23 protein-coding genes are annotated in these 25,735 nt (G+C 46.1%); 10 read left to right on the top strand and 13 right to left on the bottom strand.

What is annotated here, in order from left to right; translation table 11 throughout:
• Window positions 1-7: 7 nt before the first annotated feature.
• The 9 genes from GXP69_RS09435 to GXP69_RS09395 all read right to left on the bottom strand — a co-directional run bounded on the left by GXP69_RS09435 (window position 8) and on the right by GXP69_RS09395 (window position 10,677).
• Window positions 8-526 (bottom strand): DUF1579 domain-containing protein, encoded by a 519-nt coding sequence (locus tag GXP69_RS09435; RefSeq protein WP_163914706.1) that lies wholly within the window; start codon window positions 524-526, stop codon window positions 8-10.
• Window positions 527-741: 215 nt separating this feature from the next.
• The gene (gene rplT, locus GXP69_RS09430; RefSeq protein ID WP_162344375.1) at window positions 742-1,086 is read right to left on the bottom strand and encodes a 50S ribosomal protein L20; all 345 of its coding nucleotides are present in this window, start codon (window positions 1,084-1,086) and stop codon (window positions 742-744) included.
• 96 nt (window positions 1,087-1,182) lie between these two features.
• A complete protein-coding gene (gene rpmI, locus GXP69_RS09425; protein WP_163914704.1) occupies window positions 1,183-1,377 on the bottom strand; it encodes a 50S ribosomal protein L35 in 195 nt (64 codons plus the stop codon).
• 23 nt (window positions 1,378-1,400) lie between these two features.
• Window positions 1,401-1,925, bottom strand: coding sequence for a translation initiation factor IF-3 (gene infC / locus GXP69_RS09420; protein ID WP_163914702.1), 525 nt, complete (start codon window positions 1,923-1,925; stop codon window positions 1,401-1,403).
• Window positions 1,926-2,041: 116 nt separating this feature from the next.
• A complete protein-coding gene (gene thrS / locus GXP69_RS09415; RefSeq protein ID WP_163914700.1) occupies window positions 2,042-3,979 on the bottom strand; it encodes a threonine--tRNA ligase in 1,938 nt (645 codons plus the stop codon).
• A gap of 27 nt (window positions 3,980-4,006) precedes the next feature.
• Window positions 4,007-5,068, bottom strand: coding sequence for a tetratricopeptide repeat protein (locus GXP69_RS09410; RefSeq protein ID WP_163914698.1), 1,062 nt, complete (start codon window positions 5,066-5,068; stop codon window positions 4,007-4,009).
• 168 nt (window positions 5,069-5,236) lie between these two features.
• Entirely contained in the window at window positions 5,237-6,016 is a 780-nt protein-coding gene (locus GXP69_RS09405; RefSeq protein ID WP_235925641.1) for a tetratricopeptide repeat protein, read from the bottom strand.
• A gap of 49 nt (window positions 6,017-6,065) precedes the next feature.
• On the bottom strand, window positions 6,066-8,822 hold the full coding sequence (locus GXP69_RS09400) for a DNA gyrase/topoisomerase IV subunit A (RefSeq protein ID WP_163914697.1): 2,757 nt from the start codon (window positions 8,820-8,822) through the stop codon (window positions 6,066-6,068).
• Window positions 8,815-10,677 carry a DNA topoisomerase IV subunit B gene (locus GXP69_RS09395; protein WP_163914695.1) on the bottom strand — a complete coding sequence of 621 codons (1,863 nt, stop codon included), beginning with the start codon at window positions 10,675-10,677 and terminating at the stop codon, window positions 8,815-8,817. The genes GXP69_RS09400 and GXP69_RS09395 overlap by 8 nt, the downstream gene beginning before the upstream one ends.
• A gap of 304 nt (window positions 10,678-10,981) precedes the next feature.
• On the opposite strand from GXP69_RS09395, the gene GXP69_RS09390 reads away from it, so the two are divergent.
• Both GXP69_RS09390 and GXP69_RS09385 read left to right on the top strand, forming a co-directional pair.
• Window positions 10,982-12,163: an AI-2E family transporter gene (locus GXP69_RS09390; RefSeq protein ID WP_235925639.1), complete on the top strand. Its 1,182-nt coding sequence runs from the start codon at window positions 10,982-10,984 to the stop codon at window positions 12,161-12,163.
• A 143-nt stretch (window positions 12,164-12,306) separates the two neighbouring features.
• Window positions 12,307-13,725, top strand: a complete 1,419-nt coding sequence (locus tag GXP69_RS09385) for an exonuclease domain-containing protein (protein WP_163914783.1) — start codon at window positions 12,307-12,309, stop codon at window positions 13,723-13,725.
• A 118-nt stretch (window positions 13,726-13,843) separates the two neighbouring features.
• On the opposite strand, the gene otsB is transcribed toward GXP69_RS09385, so the two are convergent.
• Together otsB and GXP69_RS09375 are read right to left on the bottom strand one after the other, a co-directional pair.
• Window positions 13,844-14,662: a trehalose-phosphatase gene (gene otsB / locus GXP69_RS09380; RefSeq protein ID WP_163914691.1), complete on the bottom strand. Its 819-nt coding sequence runs from the start codon at window positions 14,660-14,662 to the stop codon at window positions 13,844-13,846.
• 164 nt (window positions 14,663-14,826) lie between these two features.
• Window positions 14,827-15,012, bottom strand: coding sequence for a hypothetical protein (locus GXP69_RS09375; protein ID WP_163914689.1), 186 nt, complete (start codon window positions 15,010-15,012; stop codon window positions 14,827-14,829).
• 190 nt (window positions 15,013-15,202) lie between these two features.
• On the opposite strand from GXP69_RS09375, the gene pgi reads away from it, so the two are divergent.
• The 6 genes from pgi (at window position 15,203) to GXP69_RS09345 (ending at window position 19,685) form a co-directional block, all read left to right on the top strand.
• Window positions 15,203-16,849, top strand: a complete 1,647-nt coding sequence (gene pgi, locus GXP69_RS09370) for a glucose-6-phosphate isomerase (RefSeq protein ID WP_163914688.1) — start codon at window positions 15,203-15,205, stop codon at window positions 16,847-16,849.
• 192 nt (window positions 16,850-17,041) lie between these two features.
• On the top strand, window positions 17,042-17,449 hold the full coding sequence (locus GXP69_RS09365; RefSeq protein ID WP_163914686.1) for a hypothetical protein: 408 nt from the start codon (window positions 17,042-17,044) through the stop codon (window positions 17,447-17,449).
• Window positions 17,450-17,567: 118 nt separating this feature from the next.
• Window positions 17,568-17,984 carry a hypothetical protein gene (locus tag GXP69_RS09360; protein WP_163914684.1) on the top strand — a complete coding sequence of 139 codons (417 nt, stop codon included), beginning with the start codon at window positions 17,568-17,570 and terminating at the stop codon, window positions 17,982-17,984.
• 141 nt (window positions 17,985-18,125) lie between these two features.
• Window positions 18,126-18,494, top strand: coding sequence for an iron chaperone (locus GXP69_RS09355; RefSeq protein WP_204281969.1), 369 nt, complete (start codon window positions 18,126-18,128; stop codon window positions 18,492-18,494).
• Window positions 18,495-18,550: 56 nt separating this feature from the next.
• Window positions 18,551-18,997 (top strand): NAD(+)--rifampin ADP-ribosyltransferase, encoded by a 447-nt coding sequence (gene arr, locus GXP69_RS09350; protein ID WP_163914682.1) that lies wholly within the window; start codon window positions 18,551-18,553, stop codon window positions 18,995-18,997.
• Between the two features lie 196 nt (window positions 18,998-19,193).
• On the top strand, window positions 19,194-19,685 hold the full coding sequence (locus tag GXP69_RS09345) for a DUF421 domain-containing protein (RefSeq protein ID WP_163914680.1): 492 nt from the start codon (window positions 19,194-19,196) through the stop codon (window positions 19,683-19,685).
• Between the two features lie 194 nt (window positions 19,686-19,879).
• On the opposite strand, the gene GXP69_RS09340 is transcribed toward GXP69_RS09345, so the two are convergent.
• Both GXP69_RS09340 and GXP69_RS09335 read right to left on the bottom strand, forming a co-directional pair.
• Window positions 19,880-20,917 carry an LLM class flavin-dependent oxidoreductase gene (locus tag GXP69_RS09340; protein WP_163914678.1) on the bottom strand — a complete coding sequence of 346 codons (1,038 nt, stop codon included), beginning with the start codon at window positions 20,915-20,917 and terminating at the stop codon, window positions 19,880-19,882.
• 196 nt (window positions 20,918-21,113) lie between these two features.
• The gene (locus tag GXP69_RS09335; RefSeq protein WP_163914676.1) at window positions 21,114-22,193 is read right to left on the bottom strand and encodes a DNA topoisomerase IB; all 1,080 of its coding nucleotides are present in this window, start codon (window positions 22,191-22,193) and stop codon (window positions 21,114-21,116) included.
• Window positions 22,194-22,320: 127 nt separating this feature from the next.
• Here GXP69_RS09335 and GXP69_RS09330 point away from each other — a divergent pair, with 127 nt between their 5' ends.
• Window positions 22,321-22,725 (top strand): hypothetical protein, encoded by a 405-nt coding sequence (locus GXP69_RS09330; RefSeq protein ID WP_163914674.1) that lies wholly within the window; start codon window positions 22,321-22,323, stop codon window positions 22,723-22,725.
• 81 nt (window positions 22,726-22,806) lie between these two features.
• Window positions 22,807-25,659: a M16 family metallopeptidase gene (locus GXP69_RS09325; protein ID WP_163914672.1), complete on the top strand. Its 2,853-nt coding sequence runs from the start codon at window positions 22,807-22,809 to the stop codon at window positions 25,657-25,659.
• Window positions 25,660-25,735 lie beyond the last annotated feature (76 nt).

Below are 25,735 nucleotides of genomic sequence, written 5' to 3'. Positions count from 1 at the left end.
CAACAATCTATGCTTTTACAGATCTCTTAAAAATAAGATAATCGACCATTCGCCACTCTTTGCCATCGCGGCTGACTTCATAAGTCATTTTAAAAGAATCAGCAGAAAGCTTTTCGTAGATAAAGTGCTGCCACATGATACCAAACTTAGGATGAGGCTGTTGCGTGGTAAGTACCAGCTTTCCATCTCCGAAGCCTTCACTCTGGAATTTACGGTGTCCGCTATAGTTATCGAAAATGTACGCTACAAAAGTGCCTGTTTCCGGATCGGAACCCCACCACGACGTAGCCTTATAGGTATTAGGAGCTAAATCGGTGTGGTGGTGCATCAACCAGCTGCTATCAAGGGCCAAACTAAAATCGAGGGTAGCAGCAATGGGCTTGCCACTCGAGAACTGCCCTTCGCCGGTCCACTTGCCGGAAAAGAACTGTACTAACTCTTTTGATGGTTTTTGAGGCGCAGGCTGTTGTGCCTGCGCACTGAACACGGCACATAGCAATGCCAGTGTGAAGATGAGGTTTTTCATTGGTTTTATTTTGTAGTAAAAAGGGATTAGGGAGCAATGCTGCCAAAGCAACGGGCAAATTTAGTAAAATTATAGCTTATACTATAGCTCTGGTAAACTATAATCAGGTGAGCTAAACCTGTTCTACTTATGCCTCGAGAAGCTCTGGCAACTATAGCCAAACAAAAAAGGCTTAGCCGAAGCTAAGCCTTTTAAGGATTATATTGCGAAGTAAATTACTTTACTTTATCAACGATGCTCTTGAAAGCTTCCGGGTGGTTCATCGCCAGGTCAGCAAGTACTTTGCGGTTCAGGTCGATGTTAGCCTTTTTAAGGGCGCCCATTAAAGCTGAATAAGACAAACCGTGCTCGCGTGCACCTGCGTTGATACGCTGGATCCAAAGTGCGCGGAAGTCTCTTTTCTTCTGCTTTCTGTCGCGGTAAGCGTAAGTTAAACCTTTTTCAACAGCGTTTTTCGCTACTGTCCAAACGTTCTTACGACGGCCAAAGTAACCTTTGGCCATTTTCATTATTTTCTTTCTTCTGTGTCGTGCTGCTACGACGTTTACCGATCTAGGCATTTTTTTACAGTTTTAGCGGCTGGTGATTAAATCTTTAATCTTCAAAAAACCAGACACTGGGTTTATACTAATTAATTAACCTTCTAATTCCTGGAATTAGATTTGAAGCATCAATTTCACTCTGTCTGTGTCAGCTGAGCTAACCAGGCCAGTGTGCGTTAGATTACGCTTCTGCTTTGTCGTCTTCTTGGTCAGGATGTGGCTTTTGTAAGCGTGCTTACGCTTAATTTTGCCAGTACCTGTCAAAGAAAAACGCTTCTTTGCACCAGATTTAGTTTTAACTTTAGGCATGTGTATATAATTGATTAAACAAATTACTTTTTAGCAGGAGCTGCAACTTTTGGTGCCAGCATCAGGAACATTCTTTTTCCTTCCAGCTTTGGCAACTGCTCTACCTTCGCTACATCTTCAAGCGCCTGAGCAAACTTAAGCAGCAGGATTTCGCCACGCTCTTTAAACACGATAGTTCTACCAACAAAGTGCACATAAGATTTAATCTTAAAGCCACTTTCCAGGAAAGACCTCGCGTGCTTCAGTTTAAACTCGAAATCGTGGTCATCGGTGTTAGGACCGAAACGGATCTCCTTCACCACTACCTTCTGCGCCTTCGCCTTCATCTCACGGGTCTTTTTCTTCTGCTCGTACTTAAATTTCGAGTAGTCGATGATACGGCATACGGGTGGGTTGGCAGTAGGAGAAATCTCAACCAGGTCAAGATTCTGCTCATTTGCAATTCTCTGAGCATCCCTTGTCTGGAATACTCCCTGCTCTACATTGTCTCCAACGAGTCTTACCTCTCGGGCAGTAATCTTATCATTGACTTTGTATGGCTCTTCCACCTTTCCGCGTGGGATAAAGCGCCTGTTTTGCGTAGCTATAGTTTTACCTCCTTAATTTATTTTAATAATCAGGGTGCGAATATCGCAATTAATCTATCAAAAAGAAAATTCTTTTCTTAATTGTTCAGTATTTCAGCAATTTTACTCTGAAACAAGGAGATAAAATCATCTACCTTCATCGAGCCCAGGTCGCCCTCACCGTGTTTGCGTACAGAAACAGCATTTTCTTCCTGCTCCTTCTCTCCTACAATCAGCATATAAGGTACCTTGCGCACTTCTGCATCGCGTATCTTGCGTCCGATCTTCTCATCGCGGTTATCTACAAAACCTCTGATGTCCTGTTCTGCCAGACGGTCATACACTTGCTGTGCAAAATCGTGATATTTTTCTGATATCGGCAGAATGGCAAACTGCTCAGGACTCAACCACAGCGGGAAATTACCGCCGCAGTGCTCGATCAGAACTGCCACAAAACGCTCCAGCGACCCAAATGGTGCACGGTGAATCATTACAGGGCGATGTTTCTGGTTATCAGCACCAATGTATTCCAGCTGGAATCTTTCTGGTAAGTTATAATCTACCTGAATAGTTCCCAACTGCCACTTACGGCCTAGGGCATCGCGCACCATAAAGTCGAGCTTAGGTCCGTAAAACGCAGCCTCGCCCAGTTCGGTTACAGTACGTAAGCCTTTCTCGGCGGCAGCTTCAATAATAGCGCTTTCCGCTTTTTCCCAAACTTCGTCAGTACCAATATACTTACTCTTATTCTCTGGGTCACGAAGGGAGATCTGGGCAGTATAATCCTCAAAGCCAAGCGCCTTAAATACGTAAAGCACCAGGTCAATAACTTTTATGAATTCTTCCTTAACCTGATCCGGGCGGCAGAAAATGTGCGCATCATCCTGCGTAAAGCCACGCACACGGGTTAAACCATGCAGCTCTCCGCTTTGCTCATAACGGTACACAGTACCAAATTCGGCCAGGCGAACCGGAAGCTCTTTGTAAGAGCGCGGACGTGTTTTATAAATCTCGCAGTGGTGCGGACAGTTCATCGGCTTCAGCAGGAACTCTTCGTTCTCGTTCGGCGTCTTGATCGGCTGGAACGAGTCGGCACCATACTTCTCGTAGTGGCCGGATGTAATGTATAGTTCCTTGCTGCCAATGTGTGGTGTAACAACCGGCTGGTAGCCGGCTTTAACCTGCGCTTTACGCATAAACTGCTCCAGACGCTCACGTAGCAAGGTACCTTTAGGCAACCACAACGGCAGCCCTAAACCAACCTTCTCAGAGAAAGCGAACAGTTCCAGCTCCTTGCCCAGCTTGCGGTGGTCGCGCTTCTTGGCTTCTTCCAGACGCTCCAGGTATTCTGTCAGCTCCTTCTGCTTTGGGAAAGTAACGCCATAAATACGGGTCAGTTGCTTTTTGGACTCGTCGCCACGCCAGTAAGCACCAGCCACGTTCATCAGTTTGGCAGCTTTAATAAATCCTGTATTCGGGATATGCGGTCCGCGGCAAAGATCTACGAAGTTACCCTGCTCGTAAAACGTGATACTACCGTCTTCCAGATCTTTGATAAGGTCCAGTTTATATTCATCGCCTTTTTGGGTAAAGTACTCTGTAGCTTCGGCTTTGGATACTTCGCGGCGCTTAAACTCACTTTTATTACGTGCCAGCTCCAGCATCTTCTGCTCTACTTTGGCAAAATCATCCTGCGAGAATGTACGGTCACCTAGGTCAACATCGTAATAGAACCCGTTCTCTACCGGGGGACCAATACCGAATTTAACTCCAGGGTATAATTCTTCCAGGGCCTCCGCCAGCAAGTGTGCCGACGAGTGCCAGAAGGCGTTTTTACCGAGATCATCGTTCCAGGTGAGAAGTTGCACCGTAGCATCTTCCGTAATAGGGCGCGTAGCATCCCACACGGTATCATTCACTTTTGCTGCAAGCACGTTACGTGCAAGACCTTCGCTAATGCTCAGTGCAATCTCGTAGCTCGTTACCCCTTTCGGATACTGGCGAACAGAGCCATCTGGTAATGTAATGTTGATCATGTATAGTTTTATTGACTCGTGATATTATTATCTGCTTTGTAAGTACTCTATTGTATCGCGTCTTACAAAAGGAACAGGCCGTGTAAGTTTAGCTTTTAACCTATTGATGCTCTGGTTTGCCAGGGCATGATCAGGCTGCAGTGCAATGACACGCTGATACTGCTCTAACGCGTTCAGATTCTGTCCGGTTCGTTCATAAGCATTCGCAAGCGCCGAAATATACTTAATATTCTTCTGGTTGCCTTCAATTGCTTTTTCTAAATGTGAAATAGCACCTGCATAATCGTAGCGGCTATACAACAGGATGCCTGTTCTGGCATGGGCCACCTGCAGGGTATCTGCTAATTTTAATGCTTGGCTGTAGCTCCATAAGGCACTGTCTGGCTTTTGCTGCAACTGATAGTAAACACCCTGGTAAAACCAAACCAGCCCATCTTTCGGCAACAGCGCTTTCACTTTCCTAAGCTGTGGTTTGGCATCTTCGAACTGATGTTTAAAGACCAAGGCGCCTGCCAGTTCACGCTGCGCTTCAAGTAAATCGGGCTCTTCTGCTACAGCTAATCTATAGTTGGCAAGTGCACGTGTGGTATCGCCAATAGCAGCGGAAGCTTTTCCTTTAAAGTATAAGGCATAGCCGTTATTCGGATCGAATTCCAATGCTTTTCGTGCAGCTTTACCAGCCTCATTCGGCTGTTTTAACTGCAAGTAAAGGTCGCTCAGCAAAGTATACAGCGAAGCATTCTGATACGAATTGCGCTCTGCCTGTAAAGCAAGTTTTAAAGCTTCATTGGGCTTGCCCAGAGAACGTAAAACCTGCGCTTTCAGAAACAAGTAACCCATGTTGCTCTCATTTAGCCCGATGGCGCTGTTGGCATCGCTTAACGCCTTCTCATATTCCTGACGCCTGATGAGCACTTTTGCACGCCGGGCGTATAAACTTGCATCCTGTTTGTTCCGGGAAATAGCTGCATCCAGGTTACTTAACTGGGCGTCTTCGTCATCGGTTACATGCTGCAGGTCTACCATGCGTTCGCCGGTACCCCGCTCCATATTGCAGCCCGTAGCATAAACCAGCAGCGCAAACGACAAAAGCCGTCCAGCCCTGCTAATGAATGAAAATGCGCTATAGTTCCGACCTTGCATAGGTGCGCTAAATTAGATAATATTTATGGAATTATTAATGTTGGTACCTATAGCCGTAAAAGAAAAGCCTGCTACAAATCTGCAGCAGGCTTTTAAAACTTTTATACTCAATGCCTATTTCTGATACTGTTGTAGCATTATCCTGCAGCGTCGCGATAGCTCAAGTTCGTCACGTGTAGTTACTTCAAGAGCTAAAGCTTGTTCCAGTGTTCCCGTAAAAGCATCATTCTGTTTCAGGTCCTTATAAATCATCGCCAGATCGAAATAGTACTGGATGTTATTCGGGTTATACTTTATAGCCGTTTGCAGGGCTTCTATAGCTTTCTGGTTAGAGGCTTCATCACATACGCCACCGAACATCATTTTAGCTGCTACAGACTCGGCAAAGTTCAGGTTCGCCATTTTATAGTTCCATCGTGCCAGTAAATGCCACGAATCGGCATGTTTGCTGTTACTTGCCAGCGCTGCATCTAAAAATGATTTCATCTGGTTAATGCCTGTCAGCCTTTGCTTAGGTCCCGAAACCATTGCCATGGCACCTAAAGAAAGCGCCATAACATAGTTTGCATCGGCATCGGCTGGTTTCAAACTATAGGCTCTGGCCGCATATTCTTTTGCCTTGCTGTAAAATGCAATCCTGGTTCCTTCGTCTGTGATGCGTTCTCCCATGCGGCACCGCAGGAAGCTGGCTTTACACAAAGCAGTATAGTTATCAGGTACTGCCTGCAGTACTTCTTCATACATCGCCAGCGCTTCGCTGTCGCGGTAGCTAACCATGAGTTGTTCCGCTTTTTTCAGGAGCTGCTCAGTGCTCTCGCTTGCAGCAACACCCAATGGGGCGGCCAACAGCCAGAGCACTAGCAAAAATATACTTACCTGTCGCGGTTGCTTCATAAGTCAGATTACTTGTATTAAGGAATTTGGACAAGAAGCAGTGCTTATGCTAGAATAGATTCAGTTGTTTCTTTTCTTTTATAGCTTTCTTTGCACTGTTTTCCTGTATACTATCCTCTACGTCGTCAAGAGAATCAGGTTGAGTTCCGCTTGCACGTGCAGCTTCCTCAGCCAGTTCCTTTAACTCCGATGGCAGGGTAACTGGTTCACGCTTAGCACTTTTTTTAGCTTTCGGCTTCTCTTCCTCATGCTCCACTACCTCCTGTTTCGGCACGCTCACATCGTAAATCTTGAAGTAGTTGAGCTTGTTACCCATGGCCTTCCAGCCTTTCACATCAATAAACTCGCTGAGCAGTAATTTCTCAGATTCTTTCTCGCCACGCAGGCTTCGCTTGAATTTGATATCTGCCAGTGGTTCCGGATGCGTGGACACTGCTTCCAGTCTGGAGTTTTTGCTTTCAGAAATGAAGGAGAATTTCTTACCAACCGTAGAAGTCTCTATCCTGAAACGCTTTACATAGTAGGTTTTATTGTCTCCGTCATAATAAATTGACGATACAACCAACTCCGGATCAAACTTCTGCAGCACCTTGATCTTCTCAACACTATAATGGTTGTTCAGGTCAAAGGACGTTTGCTCATATGTACCGTCTTCGTAGATCACCAGGATGGTATCATCTGTATTAAAGGAACCCAGGTAACGGCCACGGCTTTCGGTATTCAGACGTCCGATCACCTCGTCGTAGAAAATCTCACGGCCACCTAAAGTAGACTCACCAAGGCTCTTCTGTACTACTTTCTTGATCGGGTATTTGGTCACGATGTTACCATTAGAACCTTTACCCTTGATCATCAGTTCGGCAAAGTCATAATCAAATTGTTTGTTGCGGGCCGTAGACTGCGGTGCAAGTGTTATACTCACCACTTCAGACTCTGAGTTCGGATTGGCTGTCAGGTAATGTACTTTCGAGCCTTTGCTTCCTTTGGTAAGGTCATATTCCTTGTCTCTGGTAATAGACTTCACGGCAAAGCGCTTCGCAAACGATACGCCGGTTTTGCCATCCACATAGATCATGTTGTACACCATGTGCTCGTCGTTCTTGTTGTAAACGCCGGCCATAATAATGTCCTTGCCCACAAAAGTCTTGTCAGCTACTTTCGTAACCATGAATTTGCCATCCTTACGGAACACGATGATGTCGTCCATATCAGAGCAGTCGCACACAAACTCATCTTTGCGCAAACTGGTACCGATAAAGCCATCCTTGGCATTCATGTACAGTTTCTGGTTGGCAATGGCTACTTTCTGTGCTGTGATCACGTCAAAGGTCTTGATCTGCGTTTTACGATCTTTGCCTTGTCCGTATTTCTTGAGTAAGCCTTCGAAGTATGCAATTGCATAGCGGATCAGGTTAGCCAGGTTATCATCTACCTCAGCCATTTCCTCTTCCAGCTTATTAATGTATTCATCCGCTTTGAAAGAGTCGTACTTCGAAATACGCTTGATCTTGATCTCTGTCAGGCGAATAATATCTTCTTCGGTAACTTCACGGCGCAACAGCTTCTTGAACGGGTCAAGCCCTTTATCAATCGCCTGCAGCACAGCTTCCCAGGTTTCGCACTCTTCAATATCGCGATAAATGCGGTTCTCAATGAAGATCTTCTCCAGGGATGAGTAATGCCACTTATCTTCCAGTTCACCTTTACGGATCTCGAGCTCACGCTTCAGCAGGTCTACTGTTTTGAAGGTAGAGATGCGCAGTAACTCGTCCACACTCAGGAAGTGCGGCTTTTCGTCGATGATCACGCAGGTATTCGGCGAAATAGAAACTTCGCAATCAGTGAAAGCATACAGCGCATCCATGGTCAGATCTGGCGATACACCAGTTGGCAAGTGCACTTGTATCTCCACCTCGGCAGCCGTGTTATCAACTACCTTCTTGATCTTGATCTTGTTGTTCTCGCTCGCCTTAACTATAGATTCCATCAAACCGGTTGTCGTTGTACCGTAAGGTACATCGCGGATGATGAGCATTGTCTTGTCTACCTTCTCTATAGTTGCGCGCACACGGATCTTACCACCACGCACACCATTGTTATAGTTGGTAGCGTCAATCATACCTCCGGTCGGGAAGTCTGGCAGCAGTGTGGTGCTACGGCCTTTCAGCACATCTATCGAACCCTTGATCAGCTCTTTGAAATTGTGCGGCATGATCTTGGTCGAAAGACCTACGGCAATACCTTCTACACCCTGTGCCAATAACATTGGGAACTTTACAGGCAGTGTCACCGGCTCGTTCTTACGACCATCATAGCTTAGCTGCCACTGCGTTGTCTGCGGATTAAATACCACATCAAGGGCAAACTTAGAAAGACGAGCCTCGATATAACGGGCTGCAGCAGCGCTATCTCCCGTACGTACATCACCCCAGTTACCCTGCGTCTCAATCAGCAGGTCTTTCTGGCCCAGGTTAACTATAGCATCTCCAATAGAGGCATCACCGTGCGGATGGTACTGCATGGTCTGACCAATAACGTTGGCCACTTTGTTAAAGCGACCATCGTCCATTTCCTTCATGGCGTGGAGAATACGTCGCTGCACTGGCTTAAAACCGTCTTCGATAGCTGGTACCGCACGCTCCAGAATTACATAAGAAGCATAGTCTAAGAACCAGTTCTCAAAAAGGCCACCAACCGGGGTTACATTATGGATGACTTCTTCTTCGCCATCGGTAAATGCTACTTCCTGTTCCTGTCCCTCTTCCTCGTGTTGGTGCAATTCTTCGTTTATATCGTCGTTATGCATATACTTCTTCAACTATGTCTTTTTCAATCTTCAAATTTTCGATAATGAACTGCTGACGCTCCGGTGTGTTTTTACCCATGTAGTAGCTTAGTATCTTCTGTATGGTAGAATCCTTCTGCAGAATTACCGGCTTCAGTTTAATGTTGTCGCCAATAAACTTGCCAAATTCGTCCGGCGAGATCTCACCAAGACCTTTAAATCGGGTAATTTCCGGCTTCTTGCCCAGTTTATTGATAGCTTCCTGCTTCTCTGTTTCGTTATAGCAGTAGATCGTTTCTTTCTTGTTGCGCACACGGAAAAGTGGCGTCTCCAGGATGTACACGTGGCCGTTACGCACCAGATCCGGGAAGAACTGCAGGAAGAATGTCAGCATCAACAGGCGGATGTGCATCCCGTCCACGTCGGCATCGGTTGCGATTACCACGCGGTTGTAGCGCAAGCCTTCCAAGCCTTCTTCAATATTAAGTGCGTGCTGTAGCAGGTTAAATTCCTCGTTTTCATAAACTACTTTTTTCTTCAGGCCAAAGCAGTTCAGCGGCTTACCGCGCAAACTGAATACCGCTTCAGTATCCACGTTGCGCGACTTGGTAATGGAACCACTCGCCGAGTCACCCTCTGTTATGAAGAGCGTAGAAAGCAGTGAGTTCTCGTGCTTGTCTTCGTTAAAGTGCAGGCGGCAATCGCGGAGCTTACGGTTATGCAGATTCGCTTTTTTAGCACGCTGGTTCGCCAGCTTTTTAACACCGGCCATGTCCTTACGCTCGCGCTCACTCTGCTCAATTCGCTTCTTCAGCGCTTCGGCTGTAGTTGGGTTCTTGTGCAGGTAGTTATCAAGCGCCTCTTTTATAAATTCGTTGATATAAGCACGAACCGCCGGACCATCAGGTCCCATTTCAATAGAACCCAGCTTGGTTTTGGTCTGCGATTCAAATACAGGCTCCTGCACGCGTAGCGAGATAGCACCGATAATGGAACCACGGATATCAGCCGCATCGTAATCCTTTTTATAGAAATCGCGCACCGTTTTTACTACTGCCTCACGGAAAGCTGCCAGGTGTGTACCACCCATCGTCGTATACTGGCCGTTTACAAAACTATAGTATTCTTCGCCGTAGTCGTTGCCGTGGGTTAAAGCCAGCTCAATATCCGCACCTTTCAGATGGATGATCGGGTAACGCATAGCTTCTTCATCGGCTTTGTTACGCAGCAGGTCTAAAAGGCCATTCTCTGAGTAAAACTTTTTGCCGTTGAAGTTTATAGTTAAGCCCGCATTCAGGTACACGTAGTTCCAGATCTGGTTCTCCAGGTACTCCGGGTTAAACTTATAGTTCTTGAAAATGGTATCGTCTGGCGTGAACGTGGTAAGCGTACCGTTTCGCTGCGATGTAGCTTCTAAAGGTAAATCGTTCGTCAGTACGCCGCGCTCAAACTCAGCAGCTTTCATCTGCCCGTCGCGCACCGACTGGATGCGGAAGTTACTTGAAAGTGCGTTTACTGCTTTGGTACCCACACCGTTCAGACCCACTGATTTCTGGAAGGCTTTGCTGTCGTACTTACCACCGGTGTTGATCTTACTCACGCAATCGATCACTTTGCCCAGCGGAATACCACGGCCATAGTCGCGCACCTGCACCTTGTGGTCAGATATTTTGATGTCAATGGTCTTACCGAAACCCATCACATGTTCGTCAATGGAGTTATCGATCACTTCCTTCACTAAAATGTAAATACCGTCGTCAGCAGCCGAACCGTCGCCGAGCTTACCAATGTACATACCAGGGCGCAGCCTGATGTGTTCGCGGGGCTCTAAGGAACGGATACTGTCTTCGTTGTAATTATGCTCTAACTCTGCCATTGTGTAAGCGTAAGTGTAGTTGTTTAAGTAAAATCAATCGGAAATATAGAAAAATAAAAGGGACAGCACGCAATAATAGTTCCGGTGCCTCCCGGTTTGCAAATTAATAAATTTTATTTGCTAATAAAATTAGCCACAAGCATTTATTACTACTAGTAGAAGCTTATCCTATAGGATATAAACCACTTAAACAGGATTCTGGTTCAACTATAGCAGTCTTTATTTTGTGGACACAAGCTAATATTTTTAGCATTAAAATATCTATTTTTTTGTATATTGTAAGCGAAAGAAAACTATAAATTAATTGCATAACCTGCAAAGGGGTGCCCGCTCCATGGAAATAAAATTACCCTCGTATTTTAAATACACTGTTATCTTACTTGGCATCATTCTGCTGATCTGGCTTTTGCAGATGTTTAAATCTGTGTTGGTGCCTTTTGCCTTTGCGGTACTGTTTGCCATGCTCCTGCTGCCCCTGGTGCAAGACCTGGAAACTAAGCTGCGCGTACCGCGGCCAATTGCCATTCTTTTCAGCATCATCCTGATCGTAATTGTGCTGGGCTTAGTTATCTGGTTCCTTTCAGTGCAGTTACTGAACTTAACTTCTGAGCTCGATAAAATTGGCAGCAACGTAAGCGACCTGGTAGATAAGGTGCAGCTGTTTTTACAGACCAAATTCGGAATAGAGCCATCAAACAAAAGCGACCTTGTCCGGAATGCCATCAGCAGCCTGCAGAATCTTGCCACTACTTTTCTGGGCAATACCATTTCCATGACGACAGGTGCTATTGCAGCGCTAACTATAGTTCCCATCTTCGTTTTCTGCCTGCTTTACTACCGCGATCACCTGCAGCAGTTTATGTTCCGGTTTGTATCCAAAGACCGCCGCAGCAGCATGATACAGACCGTTACAAATATACAGGAAGTAGTGCAAAGCTACATTTCGGGGCTGATGATCGTGATCGTGATCGTGGCATTGCTGAACTCTGCGGGCCTGTTGCTGCTTGGTGTAAAGTACGCTATTTTCTTCGGCATTTTTGCTTCCATCCTTACTATCATCCCTTACATCGGTATCCTGATCGGTGCCATGTTACCTGCTTTATTTACCCTGGCAACTACCGGCCACCTGATAGATGCTGTGCTGGTGATTGTAGTGTTTATGGTAGTGCAGTTTATGGAAGGTAATTTCATAACGCCTTTTGTAGTAGGCTCTAAAGTAAGTATAAACCCTTTTGCGGCTATACTGGGTCTGCTAATTGGTGGTGAGGTATGGGGTGCGCCCGGCATGATCCTGTCGATACCAATTATTGCCATGCTGAAAGTAATTTTTGATGTGTATGAGCCGCTGAAGCCGTTTGGTTTTCTGCTGGCCGATATCGATGATGTGGAACCGAAGCGGCATAAAAAAGTAACCAACTGGCTGCAGGAAATCTGGAACGGAATAGGCCGGGGCAAACGGAAAAAATCAGACGAAGAGCCGGAGTAAAATCCTCATCGATTACTAAGCTTATTTGCACACCAGATAGTTACACGCCTAATTTGAAACGGTTTACTAAAAATATTGGTTTAGGTATAAAGCCGCCGGCACCCGATGCTTCGGCCTTAGAAACAGACCTAAATCAGAGTCATTTGTACGCAATCATCGACATTGAGACAACAGGCGGGCAGCCTGCTCAGGATAAGATAACAGAGATAGCAATTTTTATACATGACGGGGAGAAGATCGTGGACAAGTATAACACGCTCATCAACCCGCAGCGCCCTATCCCCTATTTTATAACGCAGCTCACAGGCATTTCGGACGATATGGTGCAGGATGCGCCTAAGTTCTATGAAGTAGCTAAGGAGATTGTTGAGTTTACGGAAGGAAAGATCTTTGTGGCCCACAACGTACGGTTCGACTATTCTTTTATCAAAAAAGAGTTTGCCGACCTGGGCTATACGTTCCAGCGTAAAACCCTGTGCACCGTTCGCCTGAGCCGTTCGCTTATTCCGGGACTACCCTCCTATAGTTTAGGGAAACTCTGCAAAAGCATCGATATACCGTTGCAGCAGCGCCACCGCGCCATCGGCGATGCCGAAGCAACGGCGCACCTCTTTGATAAGCTGATCAAGATCAATCGTCCGGTGGTGGATGGCAACATGCAAATGGCTGCCGAACACACCACACAGGTACTAAAGCAGGAGATCAAAACTTCCTTGCTGCCCCCTAACATCAGCAAAGAACAGGTAGATGCGCTGCCTATGGTGCCTGGCGTGTACTATTTCCATAATGACAAGGGCGAGGTGATTTATGTGGGCAAAAGCATCAACATCAAAAAGCGCATCATCCAGCACTTCAACATCGACTATAAAAGCCGTAAGTCACTTGATTTCAAGAACAGTATCTCGGATATTACTTATGAGCTGATGGGCAATGAGTTGGTGGCTTTGCTGTTTGAATCGGCAGAGATAAAACGCATGAAGCCGCACTTTAACCGCCAGCAACGCCGCAGCGTGTTTAACACCGGCATTTTTGTATACGAAGACGAAAAAGGATATAGACGCCTGACCTTTGGCAGTATTAACAAGGCCGACAATGTGAACATGACGCCGCTGATCGCGCTATCGAATCACTATAAAGCAAAGGGTTTCCTGTTTCATAAAGTGGCGAAGTATAACTTGTGCCAGAAACTATGCGACCTGTACAAAACCACCGGTGCCTGCTTCGATTACCAGGTACATCAGTGTAATGGCGCTTGTATTGGCAAAGAAAGTCCGGAAGAATATAACAAGCGTGTAGCGGAAGCCCTCGACTCGTTTACCTATGAGCACAACAGTTTTGTAATTATAGGAAAGGGCCGCGAGCCGGGTGAGAAATCCATAGTTGTAGTTGAATACGGCACTTACTTAGGTTTCGGGTTTGTAGATGAAACTTTCTCGGCCAGCACCCTGGAAGATTTTAAAGGCGCCATTACCCGCTACAACGACAACAAAGACATCCAGCAGATCATACGCGGACACATGCGCGGCAAACACAAAGACAAAGTGATAGTGTTTGATAGTTAGCAAGTTAAAACACTTTCGAAAAGAAAAGGCTTGCCGCAACATACACGACAGGCCTTTTTTACTGACAGCTGCACTCGTAAAATTCCTGAATTTCTCAACTTTCTAACTTACTAACTTATTAACTTCTAAACTTGCTCAGCTTCTCTAAAAGCTGTTGAACTTCGGCCACATCGTTTAGTCTACAGTTGGCAGCTGTATTTTCGTCGTGGCGACCTACCAGAATGCCTATGCCCCTGCCCTGCAACGATGCGAAGGCATCTTCGTCTGTAATATCGTCGCCGATGTAGATCGGTAAAACTTCCGCTGAATCAAGGTTAAAATGCTGCAGCAGCCAGAGTACTGCTTTGCCTTTGTGCCAGTCCAGGTTGGGCTTCAGTTCCAGAACCATTTTGCCGAGCCCTTTTTTAAGCTGCGGATGCCGGGCAAGTATGGTTCTTGTTATTTCTTTTACCTGTTCCACCTGCCCATCGGGCACGTTGCGGTAGTGTACGGCAATAGCATAGCGTTTGCGTTCTACCAGCACACCGGCTATAGTTTGCGATTCACTCTTAAGTTCCTGCTCGGCGGCATCGAGGGCAGAAAGCACTTCTGTTGCTCCGCCCGGTTCGGTATGCAAATTGCCTGGCCCGGAAATATCAAAACCATGCGAGCCGGCAAAGTATAACTCATCCAGCTTTACCAACTGCTGCACGTTGGCGCGGTCTCGGCCACTAACTATAGCTACGAAACATACCTTAGCCAATTTCTGAAGCGTATCCCGCATTTCCTCTGCCAGAACAGCTTGCTCCGGTCGCTGTACGATGGGTGTCAGGCAGCCATCGTAGTCCAGGAAAACAGCAGGCTTGCGGTTCTGCAGTATTGTGTCGAAAGCTTCAAGGGCGTGAGGTAATGTAGCAGGGTCTGAAAGTTTAACTTCGGTACCGGATCTAAGCGTCATGAGTCGGAGTTTATAGTTGGCATAGCAGACTACTCAGCGTTGGCTGATGTAAACTATAGTTGTTCTGAAAAGTTGATCTCTTCTACGGGCATACCTGTTCCCGGTTATAGCAGTAGATCAGCTATAAATAAATTAAAAAGAACCGGAACTATAGTTTGTCGGTTTTACGGGATGCCTTCTGTTCGTTCGTGAGGTGGAACATTAGGCTCCTGTTCCGGATGTGTATTTCGATGGGCATTGCCTACGCCATAAGCGCTGGGTTGAGGTGGGGTACGCTTTCCATCATCTTCACGGAGTACCTGTTTCTTTGTTGGCTTATCTGCGTTTCCTTTTTTCTGATTCTGTTCCATGGTGCTACTCATTTTTAATGCTGCTGCTCAGCACATTGCCGGGCATAGTGCACTCTTTCATACGGGAGTTTGATGTTTTGGTACTATTTTCTGAACTTTAGGGTAGTTGATGCAGCTACCGAAACCGTAACCTGATAATTAAAATCAGAGTAGTTGAGCGCATAGTGCAAAACACCAACTTTCAGCTTTTATGCTCCGAAACACCACTCCTACCTCCTGCGCCTCATGGGCAGAGCTACAGGTACACTACCAGCAACTACAGCCGCAGCACTTGCGCGGGCTGTTTGCCTCTGATCCCGAACGTGCCGCTAAACTAAGCTTCCGATTCGAAGACTTTATTTTTGACCTCTCAAAGAACCGCATTACAGACGAGACGCTGAACCTGCTGGTGCAACTGGCAGAGGAAATGGGTGTGCCGGGTGCTATTGAAAGCATGTTCACCGGCGAAAAGATAAATGCCACCGAAAACAGGGCGGTGCTACACACGGCACTGCGTAATTTCTCAGATCAGGAGCTGCTACTGGACGGAGAAAATATTCTGGATGAAGTGCGCGACGTACTGAAACAGATGCAGCAGTTTTGCGATGGCATCCATAGTGGCAGCATTACAGGCTACACTGGTAAGCGCTTCCGGCATATCGTTAATATCGGTATTGGTGGCTCACACCTGGGTCCGCAGATGGTTTGCGAAGCCTTAAAAATTTATCAGCAACCGGACCTGGAAGTACATTTTATTTCAAATGTAGACGGTACCGATGCGGCAGAAGTGCTCCGGAAACTGGACCCGGAAATAACACTTTTCATTATTGCATCCAAAACGTTTACCACCAAAGAAACTATAACCAACGCCCATACTGCACGCAACTGGTTTCTGGAGCAGGCAAAAGATGTTGTGCACGTGAGCAAGCACTTTGTAGCCCTATCAACCAACACCGCCGAAGTAGAAAAATTTGGTATTGCGCCTGAAAACACGTTCCGCTTCTGGGACTGGGTAGGCGGCCGTTTCTCGTTGTGGTCGGCCATTGGGTTGTCTATTGCCTGCGCGGTAGGCTACCAGAACTTTGAGCAACTGCTGCGTGGCGCCGAAAGCATGGACAAGCATTTCCGTAAAGCGCCGCTCCGTCAAAACATCCCGGTTTTAATAGCCCTGCTGAGCATCTGGTACACTAACTTCTTTAACTGCCAGACCCACGCCATATTGCCATACGACCAGTACATGCGCCTGCTTCCGGAGTTCCTACAACAGCTAATGATGGAAAGCAATGGCAAAAGCACAGACAGAAACGGACAACCAGTAACGTACCAGACACAGCCTGTTATCTGGGGAGCGGCCGGTACCAACAGCCAGCACTCTTTCTTCCAGCTCATACACCAGGGCACTATTCTTATTCCCTGCGATTTTATAGCGGCTGCCCAAAGTAACAACCCAATTGGGGAACACCAGGCGTTGCTGCTCTCCAACTTTTTTGCCCAGACCGAGGCGCTGATGCAAGGCAAAACAAGAGATGAAGTACGAGCGGAACTACAACAAAAAAACTTGCCCGAAGCTGAACTGGAAGCGCTGCTGCCACACAAACTTTTTAGAGGCAATAAGCCAACTACCTCTATTATGATGAAGCAATTGACGCCCTATAACCTGGGTGCATTGCTGGCCATGTACGAGCATAAAACCTTTGTGCAGGGCGTAATCTGGAACATCTATAGTTTCGACCAATGGGGCGTGGAACTGGGTAAGCAGCTGGCAACAACTATAGAAAAGGAACTGCTACAAGATACCCCTGCTAACCACGACAGTTCAACCCAAATGCTGATCAATTACTATAAAAGTAACGGGTGATAAACTATAGAATTTAAGACAAAGCAGCTGCCTCTCCGGTAGCTGTTTTTTTTGTATAAGGTTCTATAAAATAGTGTTATATTTTATCCTTACTTCGCTAAAAGGATTTTAAAAAACTCTATACATAGAGAAGATAACAGGAGTAGGTACTCCTGATATACCATAGTTTCGGTAATATAAAACAAAATTAAAATGAATAAATATGATGAAGGTGAGTTAAATAAATTAAACCTAATGGTTGTTGCACTTTACTGTAGATACAGAAAGAGGGAAGATAGCTGGCTAAGCGGGTTTTGGGCAAGGTCAGTAGTTGGTGTGGCCATAGTGTTTCTGTTATTAACTTTGCTAGAAGTTGGACTAGTTTTATATGGACATGCGAGTTTAAGGACGTTTATTACTGATGCCTATTTAATTGTATTTTTCATTCTATGGGGAATTAGTACGTTTTGTGTTTATAAGCTATCAATTCCAAACGATTTGCTATACAAAATATATCTACCTGAAGAGGATTATGTTAAAGGAAATATCATTGCCTTTCTATTTCTCTTTACAGCTTTATCTATTTGTGTGTCTGTTATGTTCTATACTGACAATATGTAATATTAGTAATAGGTATAAAACTACAACCACCAACATTGTATGAACGTCACGCAACGGCAGATGGCCTAGCGCGTCGTTTATACGGGACTGTTAAGCAAGATCAAAAACAACCCAAAATATGAAGTTAAAGAAGCTCTACCTCACACTTATCGTTCTTTTATGTTTTTATGCTTCTGCATTCACGGCAAAACAGGATGCTGAGCCTGACTATTTTGTGTTTGGTCTGCTTTATGGTAAATGTAAAAGTGGGGAATGCATCACAGTATATAAGCTAGAAAACAAGAGCCTTTTTCAATACAAGGAGGAAACAGCATACTATCCACCTTTTAATACCTTTCACAATGGCGACTATATAGAGCTAAGCAGAGACAAGTATCAACAGGTAAGCACAGTAACTGCAAAAATACCACAGCAGCTTCTTCAATCACAAAGTGGCAAAATAGGCACTTTTACTGATGTCAAACAGGACAAGCTCTATTTCGAATACTCAGATAATGGAGTTAAAAAATTCTGGGTGATAAACTCAAATAAATAAAAATTACCTGCTTATTTACATGCCTTTGTTGATGAAATTGGTACTGCGATCAAGCTTATAAGAGAATAAATTCCTGAAATAAACGCAGTGAGGGTTCCATATGCAGCTATATAAGTAACCAGTAAGTACTCCATCAAGCACTTGCAAAACCATATAAAAACTGACTTTAAAACTGCAGACGAATACATCAAACTATTCTCTGAAGACGTGCAAACCATATTGGAAAAGGTTCGTGCTACAATTATTGAAACTGCACCAGACGCCATGGAGGGAATTGCTTATGGAATGCCAGCCTATAAACTGAACGGAAAACCGCTGGTCTATTTTGCGGCTTTCAAATCGCATATCGGGTTTTACGCCACTCCTTCAGGACATGCAGAATTCAAGGATCAGCTTTCGGTGTACAAACAGGGAAAAGGCTCCGTACAATTTCCAGTAGACAAACCGATTCCGTATGAGTTGATCAAGCAAATTGTAGCCTTTAGGGTAAAAGAAAATACGGCAAAGTAAAGCCGTTTTACAGCAGTATTAATTGCCCGCCTTAACAAAAATAGCCAATCATACCTATGGAAAAAACCAACAGTGAGGGTACATCAGGAGCCGCAAACAACGACCAGCGTGCTGAAACATATTACCATGGCACCAAAGCAAATCTTAATACAGGAGACCTGATTGAGACCGGCTATAGTTCGAACTATGGTCAGCGCAGGAAAGCGGCGTACGTTTACCTTACTGCCACCCTGGATGCGGCTACCTGGGGAGCCGAACTTGCACAGGGCGAAGGACGAGGCAGAATTTACATTGTTGAGCCAACCGGCCCGATTGAAGACGATCCCAACCTGACAGACAAGAAATTCCCCGGAAATCCGACCAAATCCTACCGTACACGCAGTCCAATTCGGGTTGTGGGTGAAGTTGCTGACTGGCAAGGGCACTCCCCAGAGCAGCTTAATGCCATGAAAGAACACCTGGAACGGTTAAAGCAACTTGGCATCGAGGCCATAGAGGATTAAGTACCTTCAGGTAAACCTATAGTTACTCCTTAGAAATTTGCTGATGCAATTGCTGGCTTCAACTATAGACGCATTTCTGCATGCAATGTCAGGCAGCCCTACGGAACAAACCTGCGTATGCACTTGCAAACTATAGCTATTACTGTACTGCCTTTTTGCTAAAAAATAGGCAGCGCAGCTTATAGTTGAGCTTGCTATGGAACTACTGAAGATTGATTTTGCTGCACTTTTTCACCTTAAAACACCGGTTGCAGAACTGATAATAAGAGGTGCACTTATGTACCTAGGTATTTTACTGCTGCTGCGTGTGCTACCCCGCCGCACCGGAGGCGAACTGGCCATGATGGACCTGATCTTCGTGATCCTGATTGCAGAAGCTGCCACGCACTCTCTGGGAGGTTATAAATCTATAACTGAAGGCTTTATAGTAATCACGACCTTAATGCTCTTAAACTATAGCGTAAACTGGCTAAGCTTTCGGGTAAAGTTTATAGAAAAGATCTTCTCGGCCCCGGCTTTACAAATCATAAAGGACGGCAAGCTGCTGAAACGAAATATGCGCCGCGAATACATTACAGAAGAAGAGCTGAAGGAAAGCCTTCGCAAAGAACAGATCGAACATGTTGAGCAGGTGAAAGCCGCTTATGTAGAAGGAGATGGCAGAATCAGCATCATCAGAAAAGATTAAGCCGAAGCTGTTTTAATCTAAACTATAGCAGAAAAAGCCGCGGCAAACTATAGTATCCATTTACCGTGACTCCTTTGCCTGTGATCTACATTATACTTTTGCCCACTAGACTTGATATGAATAAACTAAACTATAGGCAGCTACAGGTAAACTATAGTACTTTGCCACTTGTAAAAACTGCCTTATAATTTGTATTAGTCTTTCTTTCCGACGGCCTTTTTTACTGCAGGGGCAACTATAGTTCCGAGCAGTTCTATGGCGCGCAGCATTTTGTCATGCGGAATAGTGCCTACGCTGAACTGAAGCAGGAAACGGGTATTGCCGAACAGCTCATGCTCGTAAAGTATCTTATCTATCACCTGCTGCGGGCTGCCTACTAACAGTGATCCTTGGGGCGCACGCATAGCTTCGTAATGATCACGGCTCATCGGCGACCAGCCTCTCTCCCGCCCCAGTTTGCTCATTACCTGCGCATACGGTCCGTAAAATTCATCAGCCGCTTTTTGCGAGTCTTCAGCAATATAACCATGGGAGTTTATACCAAGTTGCATTGGAGCTGTGTGCCCTGCAGATTTATAGGTTTGTTTATAAAGATTGGTGAAAGGCACAAAACGGTCGGGCATGCCGCCAATAATGGCCAACATCATAGGTAAGCCTTTGCTCGACGCACGAACAACCGATTCTGGTGTACCGCCTACTGCTACCCATATCGGAAGCTCTTTCTGGTAAGGTCTTGGGTAAACACCACGGTTTTCGATGGATGGCCGGTGCTTTCCGCTCCAGGTAATTTTCTCACTTTTGTTCAGTTTTATCAGCAGATCCAGTTTTTCTGAGAAAAGCGTATCGTAGTCCTTCAGGTCGTTGCCGAAAAGCGGGAAGGACTCTATAAAAGAACCACGCCCAGCCATAATCTCCGCCCTGCCTTCCGATAGCAAATCTACGTGTGCAAAATCCTGGAAAACCCGAACCGGGTCGTCGGAGCTAAGCACCGTTACGGCGCTGGATAGCTTAATATTTTTAGTTTTAACAGCCGCTGCCGCCAGCACAATAGCCGGCGAAGAAACCAGGTAATCCGAACGATGATGTTCCCCGATACCAAACACATCAAGCCCCACCTGATCAGCCAGCTCTATTTCTTCCATCAGGTTCTTTAGTCGCTGGTGCGGGGGCAATAGGTTGCCGTTTGTCGGGTCGGGCGTATTCTCTACAAAAGTCGTGATTCCTATTTCCATGGGCGTTAAAATGTAAACTATAGTTTAACCAGATCAAACTATAAATGTTATTTTGAATCTATAGTTGATTGGTTGAATGGATTGATGGCTGAATGGTTAAATTATTAATTGTTAGGTCTGCTATAGTTTAAGACACAATGTATTGCGTCTCTAAAAGTCTCTACATGTGCCTTCCAAAACTCCTTAACTTTCGAACTTACAAACTTTCTAACTTCTTAACTCGCTGTAACATCTTCAGCACCAGCTCTTCGGTTCCGGATAAGTACTCGTTCTTAGATTTGGTAGCGTCGTGATTGCGCAGGTAGTTCAGCAGTTTATCTTCCCGGAACATATTCACTACCTCGGGGTGAATGTAGTATTTGCTGCACACAGTTGGCGTATTTCCCAGGCCCTTTGCCACATCTTTCACGGCTGCTTTAATGGCTTTTTCTTTCTCCAGTTCAGGGTTTTCTTCCAGCACGTTTTCCAGGCACTTTACCATGCGCACTGAGCCACCCCATGTCCGGAAATCCTTGGCTGTAAAAGGCTGGTTGGTTGCTTCGCGCAGGTAGGCATTTACGTCACCAGATTCCAGCACCTGTCGCTCCCCGTTCTCATCGTAATACTGAAACAGATCATAGCCCGGAATATCCTTACACTTCTTTACCAGCTGCGCTAGCCGGCGGTCTTTCAGGTCTATGTCGTGCTCCACTCCTTTCTTACCCCGGAACGTGAATTTTACCTGGCTGCCGTTTATTTTCACGTGCTTGTCGCGCATGGTGGTCAGGCCGTACGAATCGTTGGCTTTGGCGTACTGCCTGTTACCGATCCGGATCAGGGCATTATCCATAATAGAGAGCACCAATGCTGTTACCTTCCGCCGGTCCAGGTTCCTGGCCTGAATATCTTCCTTGATCCGGGCACGCAGCTTTGGCAGTGCTTTCCCAAACGAGAGCATGCGCCCGAACTTGGTTACATTGCGGGATTTGTTCCATTCCGGGTGGTAGATATATTGTTTCCGGCCTTTGGCATCGCGACCAGTTGCCTGCAGATGCCCCTTAGCATTCGGGCAGATCCATACTTCGGTCCAGGCGGGTGGTATTACCAGCTTATTCAGTCGCTGCAGCACTTTCTCGTCAGTTATCTTTTCTCCCTTCGCGTTCAGGAACTGGTAGCCTTTGCCTGACTTTTTGCGGGCATAGCCCGGCCGCTCATCCGAGGTATAGCGCAGTCCCGCAGCCTCAGCAGACATGACAGGGTCGCCGTGCAAGTTATGTATCTCGTTCTTATTTCCCATTCTGTTTACTTTACCTGCACTTCATACTATAGCTACCAGCAAAAGTTGTAGCGGTAATTGTTACTTTATGATGTACATTTGGCTACACCTGTTAATTTGCAGGCGCTAACGTTTAACTATAGTTATCATGCATAAAAACATTTCGTACCTGTATGCTTTTTACGGGGCATTCCTGATTGGGTGCGGCGCCGTGGCTGTGGACATAGCCGGCGAGCAGGCCAACACGGCACTTATAACCGGTGGCATCGGCGGCTTTCTGGCGCTTACGGCCGGGCACTTTTTAAAACGCGGCAAGCGCTGGGCATTCTTTTTAGGTGCCGCCGAAGCAGGTTTACTAACTATACTGCTAGCCTGGCGCTCTGCAACCTATTTCATAAAGCTGCTTGCCATGGTGCAGCAAAGCGGCGATTCGGCTGCTACCGAAACGTCTGGCATGGCATTTCTGCTCACAACCGCTATGCTGATCATCTCGCTGCTTACCCTCACGGTATCGGTTATGTTTGCACGCCAGGTTTTGGTCGATACAAAATAGGATTTGGTCTATTTTAACATAGTAAATTAAACTTCATTTCACTATATTGGTCAAAGCAAACAATAACTAAAAACTAATCTTATGCTACAAAAAATTGGGTTGAGTATTGTGCTCACAGCAAGCGTAATAGGCGCTGCCGAGGCACAGACCAAACTGGTAGAGAAAGTAACCAAAAAAGGCGATGAGCTGGTTATTCCTTACGAAAAGTATAAACTCGCGAACGGTCTTACCCTGATCGTGCACGAAGACCATTCTGACCCGGTAGTACACGTAGACGTTACGTACCACGTAGGCTCGGCCCGCGAAGAGGTTGGTAAGTCAGGTTTTGCGCACTTCTTTGAGCACATGATGTTCCAGGGCTCAGACAACGTTGCCGATGAGGAACACTTCAAGATTGTATCGGATGCAGGTGGTACCCTGAACGGAACTACAAACCGCGACAGAACGAACTATTTCGAAACTGTACCAAGCAACCAGCTGGAGACCGCTCTGTGGCTGGAAGCAGACCGTATGGGCTTTTTACTGGATGCCGTAACACAGCAGAAATTTGAAGTACAGCGCGAGACTGTTAAAAACGAACGCGGCCAGAACTATGACAACCGTCCGTATGGCCTGGTGTACGAAAAAACTTCGGAGAACCTGTACCCATTTGGTCACCCATATTCATGGACAACTATAGGTTACATCGAGGATCTGAACCGTGTTAACGTAAACGACCTGAAAAACTTCTTCCTGCGCTGGTATGGTCCAAACAACGCTACTGTAACTGTTGGTGGTGATGTGAACCCTGCTGACGTAGTGAAGCTAGTTGAGAAATATTTTGGCTCTATTCCTGCCGGCCCGGCCGTGAATGACATGAAGCCAATGCCGGTTAAACTGGAAAAAGACCGCTACATTTCTTACGAAGACAATGTACGCTTCCCGATGCTGCGCATGACTTACCCAACACCTGAAGCTGGTCATAAAGACGAGGCTGCACTGGGTGTATTGGCAGAGATCCTGGGCCAGGGCAGAAACTCCATCTTCTACAAGAACTTTGTGAAGAACCAGAAAGCCATGTCTGCTTCGGCATTTAACTCAACTTCTGAGCTTGCCGGCGAGTTTGGTATTTCTGTAATGGCTTTCCCGAACACTAGCCTTGCTCAGACAGAAGAGCTGCTTCGCCAGTCTATTGCTGAGTTTGAAACTCGTGGTGTTACCGACGAAGACCTGCAGCGTTTTAAAGCCTCTGCTGAGTCGGGCCTGGTGAACAGAATGGCCAGCGTAAGCGGTAAAGTTTCTCAGCTTGCTGCTTATGAGACATTCCGTAACAACCCGAACTATCTTCAGGAAGAAATCCGCCGCATAAATGCTGTTACCAAAGCGGATGTACAGCGCGTGTACAACCAGTACATCAAAGGCAAGTCTGCCGTTATCCTGAGCGTAGTGCCAAAAGGCAAGTCAGAGCTAATAGCGAAAGCTGATAACTATAAAGTTGATACTTCTAAGTCGGTAGCACAGCCACAGGACTATAGCAACTTGAAGTATACTAAAGCTGTTGATTCTTTTGACCGCAGCAAGCGCCCTACAGCAGGCCAGGCGAAAGCAGTTAGCGTGCCTAACTACTACACTGCAAAGTTCAAGAACGGCCTGGAAGTGATCGGTACAAAATCTGATGAGATCCCAACTGTAACACTACAGTTAACTATAGCCGGTGGCCACAGACTGTCTGCAGCTAACCCTGGCAAAGCTGGTATCTCCTCGCTTACTGCAGCTCTGCTTAACGAAGACACTGAGAACTATAGCTCAGAGCAGTTCAGCAGCGAGCTGGATAAACTGGGTAGCTCTATCCGTATAGGTTCAGGCACAGAAGATACTTACATCATGGTATCGACGCTGAAGAAGAACCTGGATAAAACGCTGGCCCTGCTGGAAGAGCGTATGTTCCGTCCGAAGTTTGCGCAGGATGATTTCGAGCGTCTGAAGAAGCAGCAACTGGAAGGCATCGCAAACCAGTCTACACAGCCAACTGCCATTGCTACCGGCGTGTACAACAAACTGCTTTATGGTGAGAACCACATCATGGCCATCCCTACTTCCGGTACAACAGAATCGGTAAGCAGCATTACACTGGATGACGTGAAACAGTTCTACAAGGCTAACTTCTCTCCTTCTGTAACTGACCTGGTTGTAGTTGGCGACATCTCTGAAAAAGAGATCATGGGCAAGCTGGACTTCCTGAAGAAGTGGGAAAAGAAAAACGTAACCATCCCTGCTGATGTAAAAACGCCTGCAATAGCTAAAACTAAGATCTACTTTGTAGACAAGCCGGATGCAGCACAGTCTGAGATCAGAATTGGTTATGTAGCAATGCCTTACGATGCTACTGGTGAATATTATAAGACTGCATCGCTGATGAACTTTGCATTGGGTGGTGCTTTCAACAGCCGCATCAACCTGAACCTGCGCGAGGACAAAGGTTATACTTACGGAGCCCGTTCAGGCTTTGGCGGTAGCAAGTTTGCTGGTCCGTTCACGGCATCTGCCGGTGTTCGTGCCGATGCGACAGCTGCTTCTGTAGTGGAGTTCATGAAAGAGATCAACGATTTCAGAGCGAAAGGTATTACCGAAGCCGAACTGCAGTTCATGAAGAACTCGATCGGTCAGTCTGATGCCCGCAAGTACGAAACGCCTGGTCAGAAAGCCGTCTTCCTGGGCCGCATTCTGGAGTATGACCTGAAGAAGGATTACGTAGCCAAGCAAACGCAGATCCTGAACACGATCACGAAGAAAGAGATCGATGCACTGGCTGCCAAACACCTGCCATCAGATAAAATGCACATTGTGGTAGTTGGTGACAAGAAGACCGTGTTGCCAGAATTGCAGAAACTGAATTACGAATTGGTAGAGCTGGATACGAACGGAAATCCCGTTGGAACATCATCCGTAAAATAAGCTATACTACACACTGGAAAGCCCCTGACACACATCAGGGGCTTTTTTTATGCCTGGCAAGCCGATCTTAAACTAT

Origin of the sequence: Pontibacter burrus (assembly GCF_010686685.1) — a bacterium.
GTDB lineage: Bacteria > Bacteroidota > Bacteroidia > Cytophagales > Hymenobacteraceae > Pontibacter > Pontibacter burrus.
Note: the sequence above shows the minus strand (reverse complement) of the source record. Positions and strands in the feature narration are given on the sequence as shown.

Bases quoted from the DNA above. Each gene is read 5' to 3' on its own strand.
- GXP69_RS09325 (WP_163914672.1), top strand. From the start codon at position 22,807: ATGCTACAAAAAATTGGGTTGAGTATTGTGCTCACAGCAAGCGTAATA.
- GXP69_RS09345 (WP_163914680.1), top strand. From the start codon at position 19,194: ATGGAACTACTGAAGATTGATTTTGCTGCACTTTTTCACCTTAAAACA.
- rplT (WP_162344375.1), bottom strand. From the start codon at position 1,086: ATGCCTAGATCGGTAAACGTCGTAGCAGCACGACACAGAAGAAAGAAA.
- GXP69_RS09330 (WP_163914674.1), top strand. From the start codon at position 22,321: ATGCATAAAAACATTTCGTACCTGTATGCTTTTTACGGGGCATTCCTG.
- GXP69_RS09360 (WP_163914684.1), top strand. From the start codon at position 17,568: ATGAAGTTAAAGAAGCTCTACCTCACACTTATCGTTCTTTTATGTTTT.
- GXP69_RS09340 (WP_163914678.1), bottom strand. From the start codon at position 20,917: ATGGAAATAGGAATCACGACTTTTGTAGAGAATACGCCCGACCCGACA.
- GXP69_RS09335 (WP_163914676.1), bottom strand. From the start codon at position 22,193: ATGGGAAATAAGAACGAGATACATAACTTGCACGGCGACCCTGTCATG.
- otsB (WP_163914691.1), bottom strand. From the start codon at position 14,662: ATGACGCTTAGATCCGGTACCGAAGTTAAACTTTCAGACCCTGCTACA.
- GXP69_RS09365 (WP_163914686.1), top strand. From the start codon at position 17,042: ATGAATAAATATGATGAAGGTGAGTTAAATAAATTAAACCTAATGGTT.
- GXP69_RS09400 (WP_163914697.1), bottom strand. From the start codon at position 8,822: ATGCATAACGACGATATAAACGAAGAATTGCACCAACACGAGGAAGAG.
- thrS (WP_163914700.1), bottom strand. From the start codon at position 3,979: ATGATCAACATTACATTACCAGATGGCTCTGTTCGCCAGTATCCGAAA.
- rpmI (WP_163914704.1), bottom strand. From the start codon at position 1,377: ATGCCTAAAGTTAAAACTAAATCTGGTGCAAAGAAGCGTTTTTCTTTG.
- GXP69_RS09405 (WP_235925641.1), bottom strand. From the start codon at position 6,016: ATGAAGCAACCGCGACAGGTAAGTATATTTTTGCTAGTGCTCTGGCTG.
- GXP69_RS09375 (WP_163914689.1), bottom strand. From the start codon at position 15,012: ATGGAACAGAATCAGAAAAAAGGAAACGCAGATAAGCCAACAAAGAAA.
- arr (WP_163914682.1), top strand. From the start codon at position 18,551: ATGGAAAAAACCAACAGTGAGGGTACATCAGGAGCCGCAAACAACGAC.
- pgi (WP_163914688.1), top strand. From the start codon at position 15,203: ATGCTCCGAAACACCACTCCTACCTCCTGCGCCTCATGGGCAGAGCTA.
- GXP69_RS09395 (WP_163914695.1), bottom strand. From the start codon at position 10,677: ATGGCAGAGTTAGAGCATAATTACAACGAAGACAGTATCCGTTCCTTA.
- GXP69_RS09435 (WP_163914706.1), bottom strand. From the start codon at position 526: ATGAAAAACCTCATCTTCACACTGGCATTGCTATGTGCCGTGTTCAGT.